The organism is Bacillus sp. FSL M8-0063, from assembly GCF_038005545.1.
Taxonomy (GTDB): domain Bacteria; phylum Bacillota; class Bacilli; order Bacillales; family Bacillaceae_G; genus Bacillus_A; species Bacillus_A wiedmannii.
Map to the genome: position 1 here is coordinate 1,719,133 of NZ_JBBOTJ010000001.1, position 17,791 is coordinate 1,736,923.

16 protein-coding genes and 4 pseudogenes are annotated in these 17,791 nt (G+C 35.0%); 9 read left to right on the forward strand and 11 right to left on the reverse strand.

What is annotated here, in order from left to right:
- Window positions 1-427: 427 nt before the first annotated feature.
- Complete coding sequence (locus MKX31_RS08730) at window positions 428-2,029, forward strand: esterase/lipase family protein (protein ID WP_340980601.1); 1,602 nt, start codon at window positions 428-430, stop codon at window positions 2,027-2,029.
- A gap of 184 nt (window positions 2,030-2,213) precedes the next feature.
- Here the strand turns inward: MKX31_RS08730 and MKX31_RS08735 are convergent, their stop codons facing one another.
- Window positions 2,214-2,798 (reverse strand): hypothetical protein, encoded by a 585-nt coding sequence (locus MKX31_RS08735; RefSeq protein WP_064473960.1) that lies wholly within the window; start codon window positions 2,796-2,798, stop codon window positions 2,214-2,216.
- Window positions 2,799-3,280: 482 nt separating this feature from the next.
- Between MKX31_RS08735 and spoVS the strand changes: the two genes are divergently transcribed.
- Window positions 3,281-3,553, forward strand: a complete 273-nt coding sequence (gene spoVS / locus MKX31_RS08740) for a stage V sporulation protein SpoVS (RefSeq protein ID WP_000427790.1) — start codon at window positions 3,281-3,283, stop codon at window positions 3,551-3,553.
- Between the two features lie 240 nt (window positions 3,554-3,793).
- On the opposite strand, the pseudogene MKX31_RS08745 reads toward spoVS, so the two are convergent.
- The 6 genes and pseudogenes from MKX31_RS08745 to MKX31_RS08770 all read right to left on the reverse strand — a co-directional run.
- Window positions 3,794-4,080 (reverse strand): annotated as a pseudogene (locus MKX31_RS08745) (tyrosine-type recombinase/integrase); the annotation flags it as partial.
- A gap of 72 nt (window positions 4,081-4,152) precedes the next feature.
- Window positions 4,153-4,233 (reverse strand): annotated as a pseudogene (locus MKX31_RS08750) (exosporium leader peptide-containing protein); the annotation flags it as partial.
- A 262-nt stretch (window positions 4,234-4,495) separates the two neighbouring features.
- Window positions 4,496-5,092, reverse strand: a complete 597-nt coding sequence (locus tag MKX31_RS08755; RefSeq protein ID WP_340980603.1) for an exosporium leader peptide-containing protein — start codon at window positions 5,090-5,092, stop codon at window positions 4,496-4,498.
- A gap of 553 nt (window positions 5,093-5,645) precedes the next feature.
- On the reverse strand, window positions 5,646-6,512 hold the full coding sequence (locus tag MKX31_RS08760; RefSeq protein ID WP_106081247.1) for an exosporium protein D: 867 nt from the start codon (window positions 6,510-6,512) through the stop codon (window positions 5,646-5,648).
- A gap of 294 nt (window positions 6,513-6,806) precedes the next feature.
- A complete protein-coding gene (locus MKX31_RS08765; RefSeq protein WP_340980606.1) occupies window positions 6,807-7,382 on the reverse strand; it encodes an exosporium leader peptide-containing protein in 576 nt (191 codons plus the stop codon).
- 524 nt (window positions 7,383-7,906) lie between these two features.
- A complete protein-coding gene (locus tag MKX31_RS08770; RefSeq protein WP_340980607.1) occupies window positions 7,907-8,986 on the reverse strand; it encodes a BclA C-terminal domain-containing protein in 1,080 nt (359 codons plus the stop codon).
- Window positions 8,987-10,040: 1,054 nt separating this feature from the next.
- Between MKX31_RS08770 and MKX31_RS08775 the strand changes: the two genes are divergently transcribed.
- From MKX31_RS08775 to MKX31_RS08790, 4 genes and pseudogenes are all read left to right on the forward strand, one after another.
- A complete protein-coding gene (locus MKX31_RS08775) occupies window positions 10,041-10,697 on the forward strand; it encodes a DUF6944 family repetitive protein (protein WP_340980608.1) in 657 nt (218 codons plus the stop codon).
- Between the two features lie 159 nt (window positions 10,698-10,856).
- The gene (locus MKX31_RS08780) at window positions 10,857-11,027 is read left to right on the forward strand and encodes a hypothetical protein (protein WP_240368319.1); all 171 of its coding nucleotides are present in this window, start codon (window positions 10,857-10,859) and stop codon (window positions 11,025-11,027) included.
- 27 nt (window positions 11,028-11,054) lie between these two features.
- Window positions 11,055-11,524 (forward strand): annotated as a pseudogene (locus tag MKX31_RS08785) (ArpU family phage packaging/lysis transcriptional regulator).
- Window positions 11,524-12,061, forward strand: a pseudogene (locus MKX31_RS08790) (site-specific integrase). The pseudogenes MKX31_RS08785 and MKX31_RS08790 overlap by 1 nt, the downstream one beginning before the upstream one ends.
- A 253-nt stretch (window positions 12,062-12,314) precedes the next feature.
- On the opposite strand, the gene MKX31_RS08795 reads toward MKX31_RS08790, so the two are convergent.
- The gene (locus MKX31_RS08795; RefSeq protein ID WP_000069270.1) at window positions 12,315-12,941 is read right to left on the reverse strand and encodes a hypothetical protein; all 627 of its coding nucleotides are present in this window, start codon (window positions 12,939-12,941) and stop codon (window positions 12,315-12,317) included.
- 588 nt (window positions 12,942-13,529) lie between these two features.
- Window positions 13,530-13,931: a WGxxGxxG family protein gene (locus tag MKX31_RS08800; RefSeq protein WP_340980609.1), complete on the reverse strand. Its 402-nt coding sequence runs from the start codon at window positions 13,929-13,931 to the stop codon at window positions 13,530-13,532.
- 280 nt (window positions 13,932-14,211) lie between these two features.
- On the opposite strand from MKX31_RS08800, the gene MKX31_RS08805 reads away from it, so the two are divergent.
- The gene (locus tag MKX31_RS08805) at window positions 14,212-14,727 is read left to right on the forward strand and encodes a DUF3231 family protein (RefSeq protein ID WP_000512143.1); all 516 of its coding nucleotides are present in this window, start codon (window positions 14,212-14,214) and stop codon (window positions 14,725-14,727) included.
- 472 nt (window positions 14,728-15,199) lie between these two features.
- Window positions 15,200-15,337, forward strand: a complete 138-nt coding sequence (locus MKX31_RS08810; protein ID WP_340980611.1) for a hypothetical protein — start codon at window positions 15,200-15,202, stop codon at window positions 15,335-15,337.
- A 48-nt stretch (window positions 15,338-15,385) separates the two neighbouring features.
- On the opposite strand, the gene MKX31_RS08815 is transcribed toward MKX31_RS08810, so the two are convergent.
- A complete protein-coding gene (locus MKX31_RS08815; protein ID WP_000443221.1) occupies window positions 15,386-15,523 on the reverse strand; it encodes a DUF3956 domain-containing protein in 138 nt (45 codons plus the stop codon).
- 177 nt (window positions 15,524-15,700) lie between these two features.
- Here MKX31_RS08815 and MKX31_RS08820 point away from each other — a divergent pair, with 177 nt between their 5' ends.
- On the forward strand, window positions 15,701-16,666 hold the full coding sequence (locus MKX31_RS08820) for an N-acetylmuramoyl-L-alanine amidase (RefSeq protein ID WP_064473954.1): 966 nt from the start codon (window positions 15,701-15,703) through the stop codon (window positions 16,664-16,666).
- Window positions 16,667-16,968: 302 nt separating this feature from the next.
- Here the strand turns inward: MKX31_RS08820 and MKX31_RS08825 are convergent, their stop codons facing one another.
- The gene (locus MKX31_RS08825; protein ID WP_149173281.1) at window positions 16,969-17,754 is read right to left on the reverse strand and encodes a hypothetical protein; all 786 of its coding nucleotides are present in this window, start codon (window positions 17,752-17,754) and stop codon (window positions 16,969-16,971) included.
- Window positions 17,755-17,791: the final 37 nt, after the last annotated feature.

Consider the following 17,791-nt stretch of genomic DNA (forward strand, 5'->3'; position numbering starts at 1 on the left):
TATTCTGAAATTTCAGTTTAATTTTTAATGTTAGGAAAGTCTTATAGTATAAGCCTCTATTTTGTTTAGTTTGTATTTAATTAAATAAAAGTACATATCTTCATTAACTTTTTTATAATTAGCTGGTAATAAAGTGTTTTTTTACTAAAGTTTTTTCAAGATTTGTATGCTTTATATAAACAATAATAATTGGAGGATATTTGGATTCAGTAAAGTTAACAATTGTTGAGAAACTTTTTTGTAGCGCTCTCTCAAAAGGAAGAGATTGAATCAAAGAGAATAACGTGTGTTAAGGAAGAAGGGGTACTAGTAATCTCTTGAGAATAGGGACAAGATCTTGTTTAAGTAAAAAGATTATCTAGTATTAAGAGAGAAGATAAAAAAATTACAAAGAGCACCTTCTTTCAAAAAAAGTGGGGGGAGTAACATGCGATTGATGAGAAGATGTGTTGCCTTACTAATTGTATTTTTTATCATGGTTCCAATGATTAGCACAAATGTGCGAGCAGAAGTTGTAAAAGAGCTTGGAAAGGGATTTCCTGATACAGAAGTATTTACACCTGGAGAATGGTTTTTAGGTCAAAAACCTGCTAATTACGATGAGAATAAGCCTCCAATTCTTTTTGTACAAGGAAGGAATGGGAATGCTGATAGTTGGTATGGAAAGACAGTGTATCACGATATAAATGATATGTATGACTATGCTTTAAAAGCAGGTTATCAAACAGTATTTATCCAATTATATGATGCTGCTGGGAAAGGGTCAGCTAGTCAGTGGGATAACGGAAAATTGTTAGCACAAAAATTAGAAGAAATATATAATCACTTCGGTAAAAAAGTTAATATTGTAGCACATAGTAAAGGCGGTATCGATACACAGGCTGCATTAGTAGGATATGGTGCAAATCGATTTGTTGGAAATGTTATAACGCTTGCGACGCCACATCATGGATCAAACTTGGCGGATTTATCATATAGTTGGTGGGCAGGATGGCTTGCTTCTATATTAGGTCAAAAAGATGATGGTACGTACTCATTACAAATGGGGGAAATGGCAAAATTTCGTTCAACGATTGATAATAATCCAGCAGCTAAATTAAACCGTTACTATACGGTTACCGGTACTAGCTGGGGACCAGTATTTTCTGCGTTATCTATGGGCGGGTTCTATTTGTCATCATACGGTTCAAATGATGGACTAGTAAATGAGTGGAGTGCTAAGTTACCGTATGGAACGCATTTATTTACAGATTCCAGATTTGATCATGATAATATAAGAAAAGGATCTGCTGTTTTCTCTCGAATTGAACCATATTTACGTACATCAAATGTAGCTGTACCAGCTTTAGTAGCATCCAGCACTAGTTCAAATGAAAATATAGAACAACTAAATACAACTTCAAATCAAAACATTTTAGGAGGAGAATTGCCACAAAATCAGTGGATAGAGCAAACCGTTACGGTTGATAAAAAAGCTGAAGGAATAGTTTCTATCTTAACAGCGTCTTCTGATGTAGAAGTACAAATGATATCTCCAAAAGGAAAAATGTATACAAATAAGGATAGCGTTATTACTACTGGTGAAGGTGAATCTTTCTTTGGTGGTGCGACAATTAGAACATTTAAATTTGATAAAATGGATGTAGGAGAATGGAAAGTTAAAATGATGGCGAAGCAGTCGAAAGATGCATTTTTAATTGTAAGCGATTACGATAGTGGCGCACCATTTGTTCTCCAAATGCCTACAAAAGTTAAAGTGAATAAATCTGAGTATAAATTGAAAAAATCACCTGTAGCACCTGAAATGAAAGGGGATCTTTCCATAACAGTAAGAGTAGTTAATAAAGAAGGGAAACTAGTCTCTGAATATAATGAATTACAAAATGTTAATAATACTACATTTACTGGTGCTTTGAAGGACATAAAGCAACCAGGAGTATACAACATTACGATGGATATAAAAGGGATGAATAAAGAAGGACAACCGTATAATCGTACAATTGTTAAGTCGGTTTATGTGGAGAAGTAAGAAAGAATGAGAAGTTTTTAATATAAAAAGTACCGAACTTTTGTAGTAGAAGAGTTCGGTACTTTTTTCATGTTTATTAGATTAACAGAAACGTACAATGGAATTTATGTTTGATTATAGGAATCAAAAGGACATTATTCAATAAAAAAGATGCTGAAATAGCATCTGAATGTGAAGAGGATTATTAACTTAGTTTTATAACTGTTAATTCAACGGAATTAATACCATTATCACAAGTTGTAATACTTTGACGATTAAAACCACTATTATTTTTCAGTTGAAGAGTGGAATTAGCTGTCACTGTAACAATTGTTTCGCCTGCTAGTTGAAGACATTCGTTATTTGATGAAGTATTCATTTGGAAAGCGAAATCACCTTGACTATTAGCAAGTGGATTATTATTTAAAAATATAGTCATGACTGGAATATGTGGAAAGACAGGATTTGAAGTAGTGTTAATAGTTGAAATGAAAGAAACTCTATAATCACCAGTTTGACTAATTTGTATAGTAGTAGGATTTAGTAAGGAAACTCCTCCTGCTATAGGGCCAACGTGATTAAATGGAAAAGGATCTCCAAAAGGAACAGTTATAAACTCAGTTTGCCAAAAAGTGCCGTATGCTGGACAGCTTTTTTTATGTGAATGGTCGCATGAACATTTTTTATAGGAACTGGAAGAAGAGTTACATGAACATTTTTTATATGAGCTGGAAGAAGAGTTGCATGAACATTTTTTATTGGAGTTTGAAGAATGATAGTATGAACCCAATATATTACCCCCTATTATGAATGAAGTGTATACTCATAGTATTTTATGCTTGTCTTATATAAAAGGTGATAGATTTGGAGTATAAAGTGCTAATACGATGAAATATAGTAATAGAATAGTAGTTGTAACAATTTTTGAAGAAGAAAAGGTTAATGATTTGGTAAAAATATCAGTGGAATATCTTGAAATGTTAAAGTATAGTGGGAATGCTTATTTTAATTTCACATGTAAAAATAAAACCAGTAGCCTCAGTTGCAATGATGTGATCGTTTAAGTGAATGTCTATTTTTGAAATGTTTGTATATTAGAGTTTGTGGTTGTTTTCTTTTATTTACGTAGTGGGGCAGGAAGAAGACGAAAAGTATCGAATGAATGTACATATGTAGCATTGTTTGCTTTTGGTGTGAATAGTAGTAAAAGATACGTTGAAATATTTTAAACCGTAACAAAAGAGCGATTAAATAATAGAGGGAGCAACTTACATGGAAAATATATTAAAAGTATCTTCAAAATCAAAACCAAATTCAGTAGCAGGTGCAATAGCTGGTGTACTAAGAACAAGTGGCAATGTGGAAATTCAGGCGATTGGGGCGGGTTCTATAAATCAAGCGATTAAAGCAATTGCAATCGCAAGAGGATTTGTTGCTCCAAGTGGTATTGATTTGGCCTTTGTTCCAGCATTTCAAGAGGTTACTATTAATGATCAAGAAAGAACGGCAATTAAATTAATTGTAGGTCCTAGAAGGAAAAGGTAACTGCAGTAATTCAGTATTGAAATGATATTTAACATAACAAACAAAAAGTGTCACAAATGCTTATGAAATAGGCATTTGTGACACTTTTATAGTTTTGTGAGAATAAAAACCCCTAAAACTGCTCATTCTTCTCCGAAGATTCCACAATATAGCATGAGAAACCTTATTATATCAAGGTTTGTAAGTGGTGATTTACCTCGATGCTCACATTTTGCTCACATTAAATCTTTTCATTTGTTATCAGGTGTTTTCATTAGATTTTATTATGCTCTCGAAGTTTTCCGCCGCTTGTTGCTGCATGTTCTGTGTGATGTGACTATACTTGTCTAAAGTCATTTGAATAGATGAATGCCCCCTCAGTGGTCTTGTACGATTTTAGGGTGTTCTCCAGCCTGAAGCATGAGTGTAGCGTGAGTATGTCGCAAGTCGTGTATACGAATTCGAGGAACACCAGCTTTTTTATAGTGATCGTTCAAAAAGCGATGAGGAGCATCTATATGTAAGGGCGAGTGTATCGTATTGCCGGTAGGTCCAGTGTCGCCGGTAGATCCAGTATTGCCGGTGGGCCCTGTAGATATTGTAAAAGTTGGAGTAGGTGGTAATGTAGGGCTGATAGAACTTGGATCTAATGTAGCTCCTTGTAAGATTTCATACGAATTAACTTGATTTTCTTTTGACATATTTCACCTCCAAAAATTAAATCACTATTAGTAAATGAAACTTGTAAGTGAAATATGAAATTAGAGAAGGAAAATAAATAGTAATGTTTAAAATTAAAAATTAAATAAAAGCGGTATTTGATATGTAAATTTTGCATAATTCCTCCGGAAATTTCAGCTATTAGTTAACATAGTGTTATCAAATGTATCTGGAGAAATTTAATAAATTCCCTTCAGGGGATCTAAAGGGAATTTTCGTTCGGAAAATCAGTATTATTGGTATTTAATTAGGAGTAATTTCTTCGGCAGTGAAGACAACATTGGTTATGCGTTCGTTATTCGTACCTGGAGGAGTAGTTACACGTATTAAATTTGCACTTAGTACATAAGTAAAAGTTCCTACTCCAGGGTTATCAAAAGCTGTAAAAGTAGTAGTTGTAAAGTCAAAATCTGTATTAGCAGCGCCGGAAACAGCTATAGGTGGTGCAACACGATCAATTCGATATGATACTAAAGTCCCATCGAGTGGGTTGCTACTTACGCTTGAAAACGTAGTCCCCGAATTTATTGTTACTATAAACCTGACGGTATTACCAGGGACATCTATGGTAATTGTCAATTGTGAAAGCGGAACAAGCACATCTAGAGTTGATAATGTGGGAAGAGGTGTAACATTAGTCCCCACTGTAACCCGATTAAATTCAGTCGGCCCAGTGTCACCAGTCGGTCCAGTAACGCCAGTAGGCCCAGTGTCCCCGGTAGGTCCAGTGCCTCCGGTAGGTCCAGTGGGTCCGGTAGGCAGTGTGAATGGTGGAATAGCTGGTAAAGTAGGTCCGAGTAAATCAGGACTTATTGAAGCAGAAGATAAAAAATCGTCCATTATATTTTCACCTCTGAAAAATTCGTATTACTAATAGTAAATGTGAAGATAGAGTAAAGTGAAATGGACAAACGAGGAATTAGGCAATGGGATTTAAAAAAAGCGTTATTTGAATAGAAAAGAGGCAAGCAAAGATAAAATAAGACCGCTCCTTTTATAGGGACGGCCGTACAAATATCATGTGCTGGAGGTCGCTCCAAATGGCATAAGATGTTTTCTCTAAAAAGTTTGGACAAGAAGTTTTACGATTATACGTAAAAACGGCAGGCAACTAATTAAGTTACCCGCCTGTCCTCAAGTGGTACGGAGGAGAGAGCTCCGTTTGGAAAGAGTACAGCCGTGGGAAATCGGCTTGCAGATAGTATGTACGATATAAAAAAGATTATTCGTAAAGTGAAATATGAATGATTTTTTAATGAAAGTATTATTTTGTAGGATATTAATTAAATTGGAATTTTGTTAAGAGATGAAATGTTGAACAAATGTAAATGATTAGATGATACTAAGGTAAAAGAAAAAGAACCCTTTATAAGGATTCTTTTGGGGAGTCAATCTAACATTCACATTCGTAATCACGGTAATATTCATCGCACGAATCATTTCTATCATTGCAGCAGATACAAAATGTCTTTTTAATCAATACTTCAATGAAATTAAGGAATTCGGTATTATTTGTGAGAGTAAGGCTTTGAAAATCTTCTACTTGAAATACTCTTGTTTCATTTGTAGCAAGAGTCACGATAATTGGTGTAGGAGATTTTCTTGTTTGAATAGTGACTTCGATGGGGGAGACATCTTCGGGAACAGATATTTGAAGTAATGTTTTGTTGTGATTATTAGTGAAATCTTCAAAAACTCTTCTTGAAGTGTCAGGGGGTACGATAATAGTTAAAGGTGCATTTTCGGTTGGGGTAGTTTCTGAACCAGCTACGGTATGAGTTTCGATGAAACAGTTATCTTTTTGATAGTGAGAATTTGATTGTTCTTTATAATACTTGTTACGAGAATCATTTTGATTATTGCAACAGATACAAAATGTTTTTTGAATGAATATACCAATATTGCTATTGATATTAGTATTATTTGTGAGAGTGAGACTATGGAAATCCTCTACTTGGAATACCTTGGTTTCACCTGCAACTATTGTTACAGTAATCGGCAGACGAGAACTTCTTGTTCGGATAGTTACTTCAATTGGTTGGGAAGTACCGGGAATGCGAAGATCAAGTAATGTTTTATTGTGGTTATTGGTGAAATCTTCAAAAGCAGTTCTTGTAGTGTTAGCTGGTACGCTGAAATTTAAAGTTGTATTAGAACCAGATAATGTATGGGTTTCAATAAAACAGTTGTCTTTTTGGTGGTGAGAATACGATTGTTTTTTGTAATATTTTTTACCATCTTTATAAAAATAATCAGCCATACTTATGTCGCTCTCCTTTCTTTGAGATATCTATATATTTTATTAAAAGAAGAATAGAGTGCTTGTACAAAATAATAAAATCCGCTCTCGTAATTAATTAAAAACGTTATTTGATATGTAAATGTAAGAGCACTTCGGGAAGTGCTCTGTAAAGACTATTCATTCTAAAAGAAAAGAATATAAAATATTTTATGAATTTATTTTTGATTTTGTGTGTATTCTTTGTACAAAAATTTCATTGGAAACTGCAAACTAGATGCCATAATAACACCTAGTTTTAAAGACGTACTTGTACTAGTTTAATTTGATAATGTTTAATTCTAAAGCATTTATTCCATTATCGCATGTACGAATGGCTGTTTCGCCTATAAAGCTATTATTTATAAGTTGAAGTGTTGAGTTGGCTGGGACTGATAAAATAGTGTCTCCAATGAGTTGAGCGCAATCTACATCCTCTGGATCTAGTATTGAAAGACCGAAAGTAGCTTTGAAATTTGGAATCAGACTGTTATTTAATAGTATAGAAATGGTAGGCGAATAAGGAAATGAAAGGGCTACAGTCAAGTTAATCGAGGAAATGAAAGAAATTCGATAATCCCCAGCTTGTGTGATATTAATTGTGGTTGGATTTAACAGAGAAATTCCCCCCACCATAGGGTCAGCCTGATTAAAAGAAAAAGGGGATTCGAAAGGGACTGTAATGATTTCCGTTTGCCAAAAAGTTCCGTAAGCTACTGATAGTGATCCAGTCGGTCCAGTCGGTCCAGTCGGCCCAGTTGGCCCAGTCGGTAGTGTGAATGGTGGAACGGGTGGTAAAGTAGGTCCAACTAAATTAGGGTTTATTGAAGTAGAAGATAAAAACTCGTCCATTATATTTTCACCTCTGAAAAGGTCAGTTCTTATTACTAATAGTAAATGTAGGGGTAGAACAAAATGAAATGGACAAGCGCTTGTATTTTATAAATTAAATAAAATAGTTATTGTATAGATAAAAATATACAGAACCCGCTAGTTATAACGGGTTCTGTGTACAAGGAATACAAGGAATACAAGGAATACAAGGAGGCTGGTCCAGGGCGACCTGTGTATTCACTTGGATGATAATACTATATTCAAAGTGGATAAAAAGGTTAATGGCAACTAAATAAAATTCTTATTTCATAGCAAATACAAAAGAGCACACATATAAGCGTGCTCTTAAATAAGAAAGGTAGAATGCTATGAATGGGAAGCTTCCATAAAATAACATATGCTTGTCTGGTTTAAATGTGAAAAGTTTTAAACAAAAGCGTTATTTTAATTAAAAGAGCAGCTAGCAAAAGCTAACTGCTTGTTAAAAAAAGAATCCACTCTAGGTTATTAACTGCTAGAGTTTCAAGAAATAAATCATTAAATTAAATTAATCTTTCAATTACAATCGAAGCATTTATATTCGTTTGTGTTCCACCTGCCAAAGTCTGCAAAGTAACTGCAGCAGCGGAAGTATGATTATTAAGGGTAATAATATCACCTGCAGCTAAAGCGAGGATTGTTTGGCCGTTGTTTGGTTGAGTTCCTGCACCTGATCCATAAACTGCGCTGGTAACCGGAGCACCATTTAAAAAAAGTGTGAATTGATTAGGCTCAACTCCTGATACAGAAAAAGAAATTTTATAATCTCCTGCATTAAGAACCATTAATTGAGAAGTTCCCAGTGTATGAGTAAAACCAGATGTCATTCTACCATGTGAATTAAAAAGAATAGGTGCTTCTAAGGCAACAACTTGAGCTGCTGTATTGAAAACATAAGCATAATGAGATAACCCAGATACTGTAAGTCCGGTAGGCCCAGTAGGGCCAGTAGCTCCAACAGTTCCTGGCAATCCGGTAGGTCCAGTAGGCCCTGGAGGTCCATCAGAAGGCCCAGTTGCTCCAGTTATTCCGGTAGGCCCCGGAGGTCCAACAGTTCCTGGCAATCCGGTAGGTCCAGTAGGCCCTGGAGGTCCACCAGAAGGTCCGGTTACTCCAGTTATTCCGGTAGGTCCAGTAGGCCCCGGAGGTCCACCAGAAGGTCCGGTTACTCCAGTTATTCCGGTAGGCCCAGTAGGCCCCGGAGGTCCAGCAGTTCCTGGCAATCCGGTAGGTCCAGTAGGCCCTGGAGGTCCACCAGAAGGTCCAGTTGCTCCAGTTATTCCGGTAGGTCCAGTAGGCCCTGGAGGTCCACCAGAAGGTCCAGTTGCTCCGGTTATGCCGGTAGGCCCAGTAGGCCCCGGAGGTCCACCAGAAGGTCCAGTTGCTCCGGTTATGCCGGTAGGTCCAGTAGGCCCCGGAGGTCCACCAGAAGGTCCGGTTACTCCAGTTATTCCAGTAGGTCCAGTAGGCCCCGGAGGTCCACCAGAAGGTCCTGTCGCTCCGGTTATGCCGGTAGGCCCTATTTGAGGTAAAGGAAAGGCACATGGAAAGGGTATGTGACAATTCTTTTTAAATTTACTCATTTTTTCACCTCCCTTATAAATTAACTACCAATTTATATTTATACTTTAACAACTTATGAGTAAACAACCACACGGGTGTAAGGAAAAAACCTATAATAATTACATAAAAGGTTTTAAGAGCAAGCCTTTATTTCACATTCCATACCAAAAAGAGCACTATATATAAGTGCTCTTCGGATCAAATCTCTTAGTGTAAAAGAGTACGTGATACCAAATGTAATTTTTTCATGTGCGTGAAGTATTTGAAGAAAAAGCTATTTTAGTAGGGAACAAGTTTAAAAGGCCCTGGTTGACACAGGACCTTTTAAAAGGGAACAACACTTGACATGTTAATAATTATGACTGAAAGTTACTTTCATATTACCATTATTGGGATTTTAATTCTAATAATGGTTGTTGAGAAATAAAAAATTATTTGGCACAACAAAGCAGCTAGCTGAAGTAGCTAACTGCTCCATTGTACGCTTTTAGAAGTAGCATAGGATACAACTATAGTATAAACGGATATCGAAATATTATGCAGGAAAGAAAACTAAACAAAAATTTCATTTTGTAGAAATATAGAAACTAAAAAAGAGCACCATGCATAAGTGCTCTTTAAGATAGGAGGTAACACTTTGAGCTGGGGCTAGGTTAGAAGCATATGGTGTAAAAAAAGAAATAAGACCTAAATTTTATTATTAAATCAATATAAAAGAGCAGCTAGCAAAAGCTAACTGCTCAGTCTTAAATAAGATCTAACTGGTTACAGCACATTAAAGATGGGTTATCTATAGTATGGATGGAATATTGAGTTTTATTCAGTGGATAGATGCATTTAATGAAAGAATGCAGACCACCATATTCCGAATAATGCAATCCAATCAATGCTAAGTAATATGTATAAAAGCAATATAGAATTACGTTTAATAAATACGTATAATTCCTAAAAAGGTACTTTTATAAGACATTATTATAAAAAAGGAGATGGTAAAGAGACATTTGAAATTATTACCAGTGAGATGAGTAATTGAATAGGATTATATTAATTACTTAATGCTGGGATATGTTTTAAATGGAGAACCAATTTAAAGAGATATTTGGTGCATGGGTTGCAGCAATAGGAACAATTACTTCCGCTATTGGAAGTACGCCTTTTGATTTTATAAGCAGTAATGTAAGAAAGGATTTAAATGTTTATGGAAACGTATTACAGGCTGTTGGAAATGCCTTAGAGGCTGATGGTCAAGGAGAAGTTTCTCTTGAACAAATTGGTAATGAAATCCAATCGATTGGTAACGTCACTGTAATATCTGGATTAATTATTGATTTTAAAGAGGAAACACAAATTAAATTAGTGATTGCCGGGAATTGGACGCAAGCATTGGGTGGACTTACAGCATTAGCAGATGAATTTGAGGATACATCCGATAAAGATGAACACTTAAATATTATAGGAAACTTATTACAATCAATTGGGAATTCATTACAGGTAATAGGGGGTATTGACGAATTAAAAAGTATCAGAAATGAGGACCAGTCTAATAAAGAAGGTAATGTAAATGATGTGGAGAAAGATACAAACACTCAGGTAAACAACGAAACTAATGAAAATGAAGAAGGAAAGCTAATAGATATTATAGGAAGTTGGGTTCAAGCAGTTGGTTCTGTAATTTCATTAATTGGACAAATACGTGAAGAGAGTGAGGAATTGGAAGGGAACGATGAATAGAGTAATTTAATAGAACAGTTAAAACAGTAATTCTTTTAAAGTGAAAGCAAACAGAATATAGTCCGGCTAGAAAACTAGAGGACACCAATTCATTAAAGCAGTAATTAAAGCTGTTTTAAGAATAGGTGTCCTTTTTATTTTAAAAAAGGGGATGGGGAAATGAAGGTGATAAGAGATCAGTTACGTGAGTGGGAAAAGCAATCAAAACAAGCAAAGAAGAAAAATAAGAAAAAACGAAAAGAGAAATTAAGCAATCGTGACATTGAAGATTTAATGGGATTTTATGGGCCGCGTTATGAGCGTAGACGTGGAGCTTTAAGACAAAAGTAATTAAAAAATAAAAAGGAGTGGTCTTACATGACTAAACAATTATCTTTCTTACCAAAAATCGATAGAACGGCAACACAAGAGGAATTAGAAGGCGTGTTGGAAAGTGTACGTATACATAGGCAATTTGGGATGATGCGTAAAGAAATGAAAGTCACTCCTTCTTATGAAATGCGTGAACACGGGCCTACACATGCAGTTGGTAAGCCATTAGAACAAACATTCAACAAAGCAAACGAGAAGAGTGGCTTGAAAGAATATCATTACGTATAGATCAATTTTTAAATCGATTAGGGAACGGACGTGCAGGAAGCATTCAAAGAGATATTATTTATAAACGCTATTTAGAAGAAGAGGACGTATGTGATTACATGGTTTATAACGAAATAGGGATGTCAGAGCGTACTTATCGACGTTGGAAGTCCAAAGCGTTTTATAAACTTGCTTTTGCACTTGGATTAGAAGTTTACGAGACAGAAGAAACGGGAGGTAATAAATAATGAATTTTGTTCAACCGATACGTGATCCAGAGCAAATACAACAGCTAAAAGAGTACTTTAAGGAAAAAAGCTTACGTAATTACATTCTCTTCATTATGGGTATTAATACAGGTCTTAGAATCTCAGATATTTTGAAACTAAAAGTAGGGGATGTCAAAGGCAGTCATATATCTATGAGGGAAAAGAAAACAGGGAAACAAAAACGAATACAAATTACTGCAGCACTGAAAAGAGAACTTAAATGGTTTATGGAAGAAAGAGAAGACAATGAGTATTTATTACAAAGTAGACAAGGGAAGAATCGTCCAATTGGTCGTAGCATGGCATATAAGATATTAAGTGGAGCAGCGGCAGAGTTTGGGTTAGATGAAATAGGAACCCATACGTTAAGAAAGACGTATGGGTATCATATGTACATGCAAACGAAAAACATAGCATTACTTATGGAAATATTTAATCATTCGTCAGAGAAGGTTACGTTATATAGGTGTAAATCAAGATGCAATGGATAAAGCAATGATTAGGTTTAAAATCTAATCATTGCTTTTTTCTTTTTAAATCTAGGGGTATTGCCAGCATTGTTGAAAAAACCACGCTAAGAGCATACAAAATTTTATACAGTTTTCGACTAATCCAGTAACAAACGAGAACTCGAAAACCCGCACCAGGAGTAGGTCCCCTTGTCAGAGTAAGGGGCCACTTTTTCCTTGCTACCGATAATAGGACGTTATATTAACTAGTTTTGTATAGAATATTCATGTGTTCCTTAGAAAACTAAAGGGCCAGTTTATCATTCACAACTGTACTTGAACTTAGGTTCTGTCTGAATATAAAAAGCATTTCTTACTTGTGCACTCCAATTTGCAAAAGCTGATCGCCATTCAGGAGTGTTAAAGAATTGGTCTACAGTTTGAGTTTCAGAATGCCAAACTATAAATAGGTTAAGTGGGGCAATTCCTCCTGCCCAAATTCCATTATTTACGTCAGTATCTTCTTCTCTTACTAATAATAAGGGTAGACCAAATTGAAAAGCCATTGAAGGTTCTACTTGTGAATAAACTGATCCTACCCAGAATGGAGTTGATGGTGGAAGAGGTCCTACATTGACGTCAACTGTTTGAATTTTAAAACGACGAAGGTTTACTGCCAACATTCCATAGCTTGATGAAACTAGACGACGAATATCAGTTAAAATGGATTCCGGATAACTTTCACTTAAAGGCAATGTACGTGGAAAAAGCAAAGCATACTCAATTTCTAAAATTAGACGGTTTAGAAACCGTTGTTGGTTGTCATTTAAATGAGTTGTCGTACTTAAAAATATGGGAATACGATAAGCACGGTCAATACACTCTTGATGTGCCGATTCTATTTTCACTTTATTTTTACTTAAAGATTTATGCTCATTATTACTCATTTTCTCACCTCCTTTTTTAATACTATATAGAAAAGGAATTAGTTAGTTTGGACATAATTGCCTTTATGGGAACCTAAAGGGTTTTTCTTAATTAAAAAAATAAGTTATAAAAATTAATACAGGTACTCAAAGAAGGAAAAACTGATAAAATTTAACTTCCAATAACGAGAAATATGTAAACAAGCTGTCCATATGGGCAGCTTATTTTATTTTTTTACACAGCGTAGGTTATTTTGCAAAATGTTGGTGGTATCCCTATACAGTTACTCATAATTTTTGTACTGTGTAACTCAAAAGAGAAAGTGAAATGAAATCAATGATAGCAAGGGATTTCACGCTAGGGTCAGTTACACACAATATAAGATATGGGTAAGTGAAGAAAAGGCATAAAAAAGGAGCGTAGTTCGTCAAATAGATGTAATGTTCTATTACTATTAAGTTGAGAAATTCATTGTTTCCGATTAATTGCATCTGTTTATTGTGATTCTTATTGATTTTAAAAAATAAAAAATCGCCTTATTAAAGGCGATTCATTTTGTATTCTTTTGATAAATAAATATCTTTTAAAATTAAATGCAATGTTCTACATTAACGTGTTTCTGGATCTTTGTCTTTTTTTCTAAGACCGAATAATCCTACTAGTCCCAATAAACCAAGCCAAGCCCAATTATTATTTTTATCACGATTATCATTTAAATCATTTGTCGTATTTACATTTCGAGTTCTCACATCATTATTAACTCTATTCATGTTATAGTCATTAACTCTATTCATGTTATAGTCATTAACTCTATTCATGTTATAGTCATTAACTCTATTCATGTTATAGTCATTAACTCTATTCGTGTTATAGTCATTAACTCGAGTTGTAGTATTATTATTGTTAACTCTATTCGTATTATATCCATCGTATTCAGCATGGACGCTTGTACCAAAAACCGTAATAGTTAGTAATAGGGCACCTAAAATAGATGAAAGTTTTTTCTTCATAGTTTTCCCCCTCCTTTCATATTCAGTAATGTCTCCAGTTTTTTAGGCAATATTCGTTTGAAAATATATAAAACCATTTGAATTGAAATGTATTTATTATTTATAAGAATAAATTTTTGGTAACTGTACATTCTATGAGAGGTAATTACTATATTTGGGTAAGGTGTTCCTTATGAGTTATAAGAACTTATTTTCTTTAATCCAGAACATGGTTAGGAAAATTTTTTCTATAGTAAGTATTGTTGCTAAAAGTCTAATTTCTTTAAGGAGGAATATTTTTATGGGTATTTTAAGTGGAAATCCACAAAATGAACCAATGCACTATGGAGAAGTCTTTGGGATTTGGAGTTACCTTGCGGCGGCACAAGGTGCAATTGCTGGATATCAAGTTCTTATTAACCACACAGGAGACGAGGATTTAAAGAAATTTTTAGAAAACCTTGTAGAGAATGATATCCAATCAGAAGTTGAAGAATTAAAAAATATATTAAAATTGAATGGTGTTGCATTACCACCAGCACCTCCAGAAAGACCAGTTGCATCTATTGAAACGATTCCTCCTGGTGCTCGTATTAATGATGCGGAAATTGCAGCTAAAGTTTCTATGGATCTTGCTGCTGGGTTAGTAGCATGTAGTCAAGCTATGGGACAATCTCTTCGAGAAGATGTTGGAATGATGTTTGGTCAATTTCATATGAAAAAAGCACAAGCTGGAGCTATATTACTTCGTCTAAATAAGAAAAAAGGTTGGATTATTCCACCTCCATTACATGTTCTACAATCAGATCAAGCATAATACCTAAATAAAATTCAATCTATTCTTTATGACTGTTGCAGTGAAGTTGTCTAGAAAAATAAAGGTTACTAGTGAATTAAAATAAGTGGCAGAGTCGTGACCGCTTTTTGGCAGTAAATGTGCCGGCTGTTTAGGAATCAACGTGATATATTTGTATTGTGAGTAGTGGCGGAAAACATCACTTATAAAATTCCTGATAACTGAAAATGGATCGTCATAACCGGTGGCGATGGTTGCAGATTGGATGAACAGTTGTTTCTTAATTTTACATTCAATTGCAATTTACGTTGTATAAACGGAGAAGGGCTTTAGCTCTTCTTCCAGTTACTTAATAATGCATAAAAAGATTTGTGCAGCAACATTAGGTGATTGGAAGAAGGGTAAAACTTCATTTACCGTAATTAAAATACAAATAAATAATTGATATCAGAGCATCCATTCAGGTTCTTTTTATTTTGGAGGAGATTGTACTTTGAAAATACCATTTAAAAAATGGTGCTTGAATAAAAGTTGTGGATTTAAAGAGGCTTCTCATACGATACGTGATGGTTGTAAATGCCATGAACGTAATGGGTCAATGATGAATCAAATTGGTGCAAATGAAAGATAAGAAAATAAAAAAGAGGGCTGAATCCCTCTTTTTCTTTTGATATGCTAATTAATCACAAATCGGTATTCCAAGCACTCTTAGAGCTAATGCTACTTGAAGAGAAATCTCTAATCTAGCAATCTCGATACCTGCTACTGTAAGAACTAAAAAAGGTTGGCCATTTACAAACACAACGCAACTTTCCATGGTTACGCCTCCTTTCTAGCAAACTACTACAGTATATGAATTGAATATGAATATGTAATAGTTAAATTGATGGATTTAATAGAATTGATAGATTTACCTTGTTCTAACAAAACAAACTCAACTCAACCCATTTAATGGAAAGATAGTTAAAATACCATCTAATGTAACACATCATATATTATCCAAGACTTGCCGAAACAAGCGTATCGCAACGGTGTAGGCGCGTATGAGGGCGTTGTAGCACATAGTACAGCAACACCAGAAGCACCAGCAATTAATATTCAAAAGTATGAGTCTCATACATGGCGCTCTGCCTTTGTTCATTATGCAGTAGATTGGGATGAAACAATCCAAATTGCTGATACAAAATATATCGCTTATGGTGCTGGACCAGCTGCTAACAAACGATTTGTTCACGTAGAGCTTTCTGAAACTAGTAATCCAGCTAAATTTAAAGCTTCTTATGAACGTTATATAAAACTATTAGCTAAAATTTTAAAAGATAGAGGAATTCATCCAAGCAAAGGATTATGGACACATAAAGATATTACTTACAAATTAGGTGGAACCGACCACGAAGATCCGCTTGATTACCTTCGTAGTCATGGTGTATCAGAATCACAATTCAGAGCGGATGTACAAAAGGCGTATGAAGGCGAAACAGTTACAGTTAAACCAAAACCACAAGAACCTTCTCAAAACGTAACATGGACAACAGGGCTTGCTTATATCGATGGATATAATGTAAACCTTAGAAATGGACCATCAACAAATTACGGTATTATCCGTCAATTAAGTAAAGATGAATCCTATCAAGTGTGGGGAAAGCAAGGTAATTGGTTAAATCTTGGTGGTAATCAATGGATTTATAACAATCCATCCTACATTAAATATCAAGGGGAACAAACTTCTGCTGCAAGTTCTGAAGTAGGAAAACGCGTTGTTTCTAAAGTGGACAACCTTCGCTTCTATGATTCTGCTTCTTGGTCTGATAAAGATGTAGCTGGAACTGTAGATGAAGGACTTGGTTTCATTATCGATGCCAAAATAAGTGTTAATGGCTCACCGCAATATAAAGTACACAACAGCCAAGGGAAAATATACTATGTAACTGCATGTGAAGTCTACGTATATATGAAGTGAAAAAGTATGCCCAAGTTTAGACATACTTTGGATGATGAAGAATTAGGGTTTACTGTGAATCTAAAAGTTAAAGTAAATGGTTTGCCCTGATATGAAATTCAAAATAGTAAAGGCGTTTCGTGTGCCGTTTATGTTCACATATTTGCTCACATTTTGTTCACGTATTATATAAAAAAGTATGAAAATCCATAAAAATAATTATTCTAATAAACTATATTTTGGATACTAAAAAGCGCCAAACCCCTTGTGGTATAAGGGATTTGGCACTTTTATATTTTTTATGTTTTATCAAATGAACACCCTTAAAACTGCTCATTCTTTTCCCAAGATTCCACAATATAATGTGCAATCGTCGGGTTGAATCCTTTCCCAACTAAAAACATAATCGCAGCAACTTCTGTTAAAGCGTGTTTGTGTGATGTATGTTTTGCTTCATTTAAACCGTAATCTACCCAAGGTTTTACGAAATCTAGTACAGGTTTCTTTAAAGGTAAAAACTGTGTACCGACCACTTGCTGGATTTGTTGTTGTGTTGGTTCTGTAATTGGTCCAGGGGGTAAGATTTGAGGTTGTGTAATATCGAGTGTTGGTCCTGGTGGCAAAATTTGTGGTTGTGTTGGATCGATCGTTTGAGGTGCCGGTGGTGAAACACGCGCGTCATAGTTTGGTTGATACATTTGCGGCTGAGTTGTGTATGGATTTTGTTGAAATTGTTGTTCTTGATTTTGAGGTGCTACATATGGATTTTGCGGGTATTCATAATTAGGACGTGTGTCGTATAAGTTTTGTTGATATTCAGTTTCATGATTTTGCGTTGTTGCGTATGGATTTTGTTGAAATTGTTGTTCTTGATCTTGTGGTGCTGCATATGGGTTTTGAGGATATTCATAATTAGGACGTGTGTCGTATGCGTTTTGTTGATAATTAGCTTCTTGATTTTGTGGTGTTGCGTATGGATTTTGTTCATATTGTTGTTCTTGTTCTTCATATTGTTGTTCTTGTTTTTCATATTGTTGTGTGTATCTTTGGTCCTGTTGCTGAGGGTAAAATGGTTGTTGTGGATAAGGCGGTTGGTTATTATAGAACATATTTATTCCTCCTTCATGATGATGCCTACCACCCAGT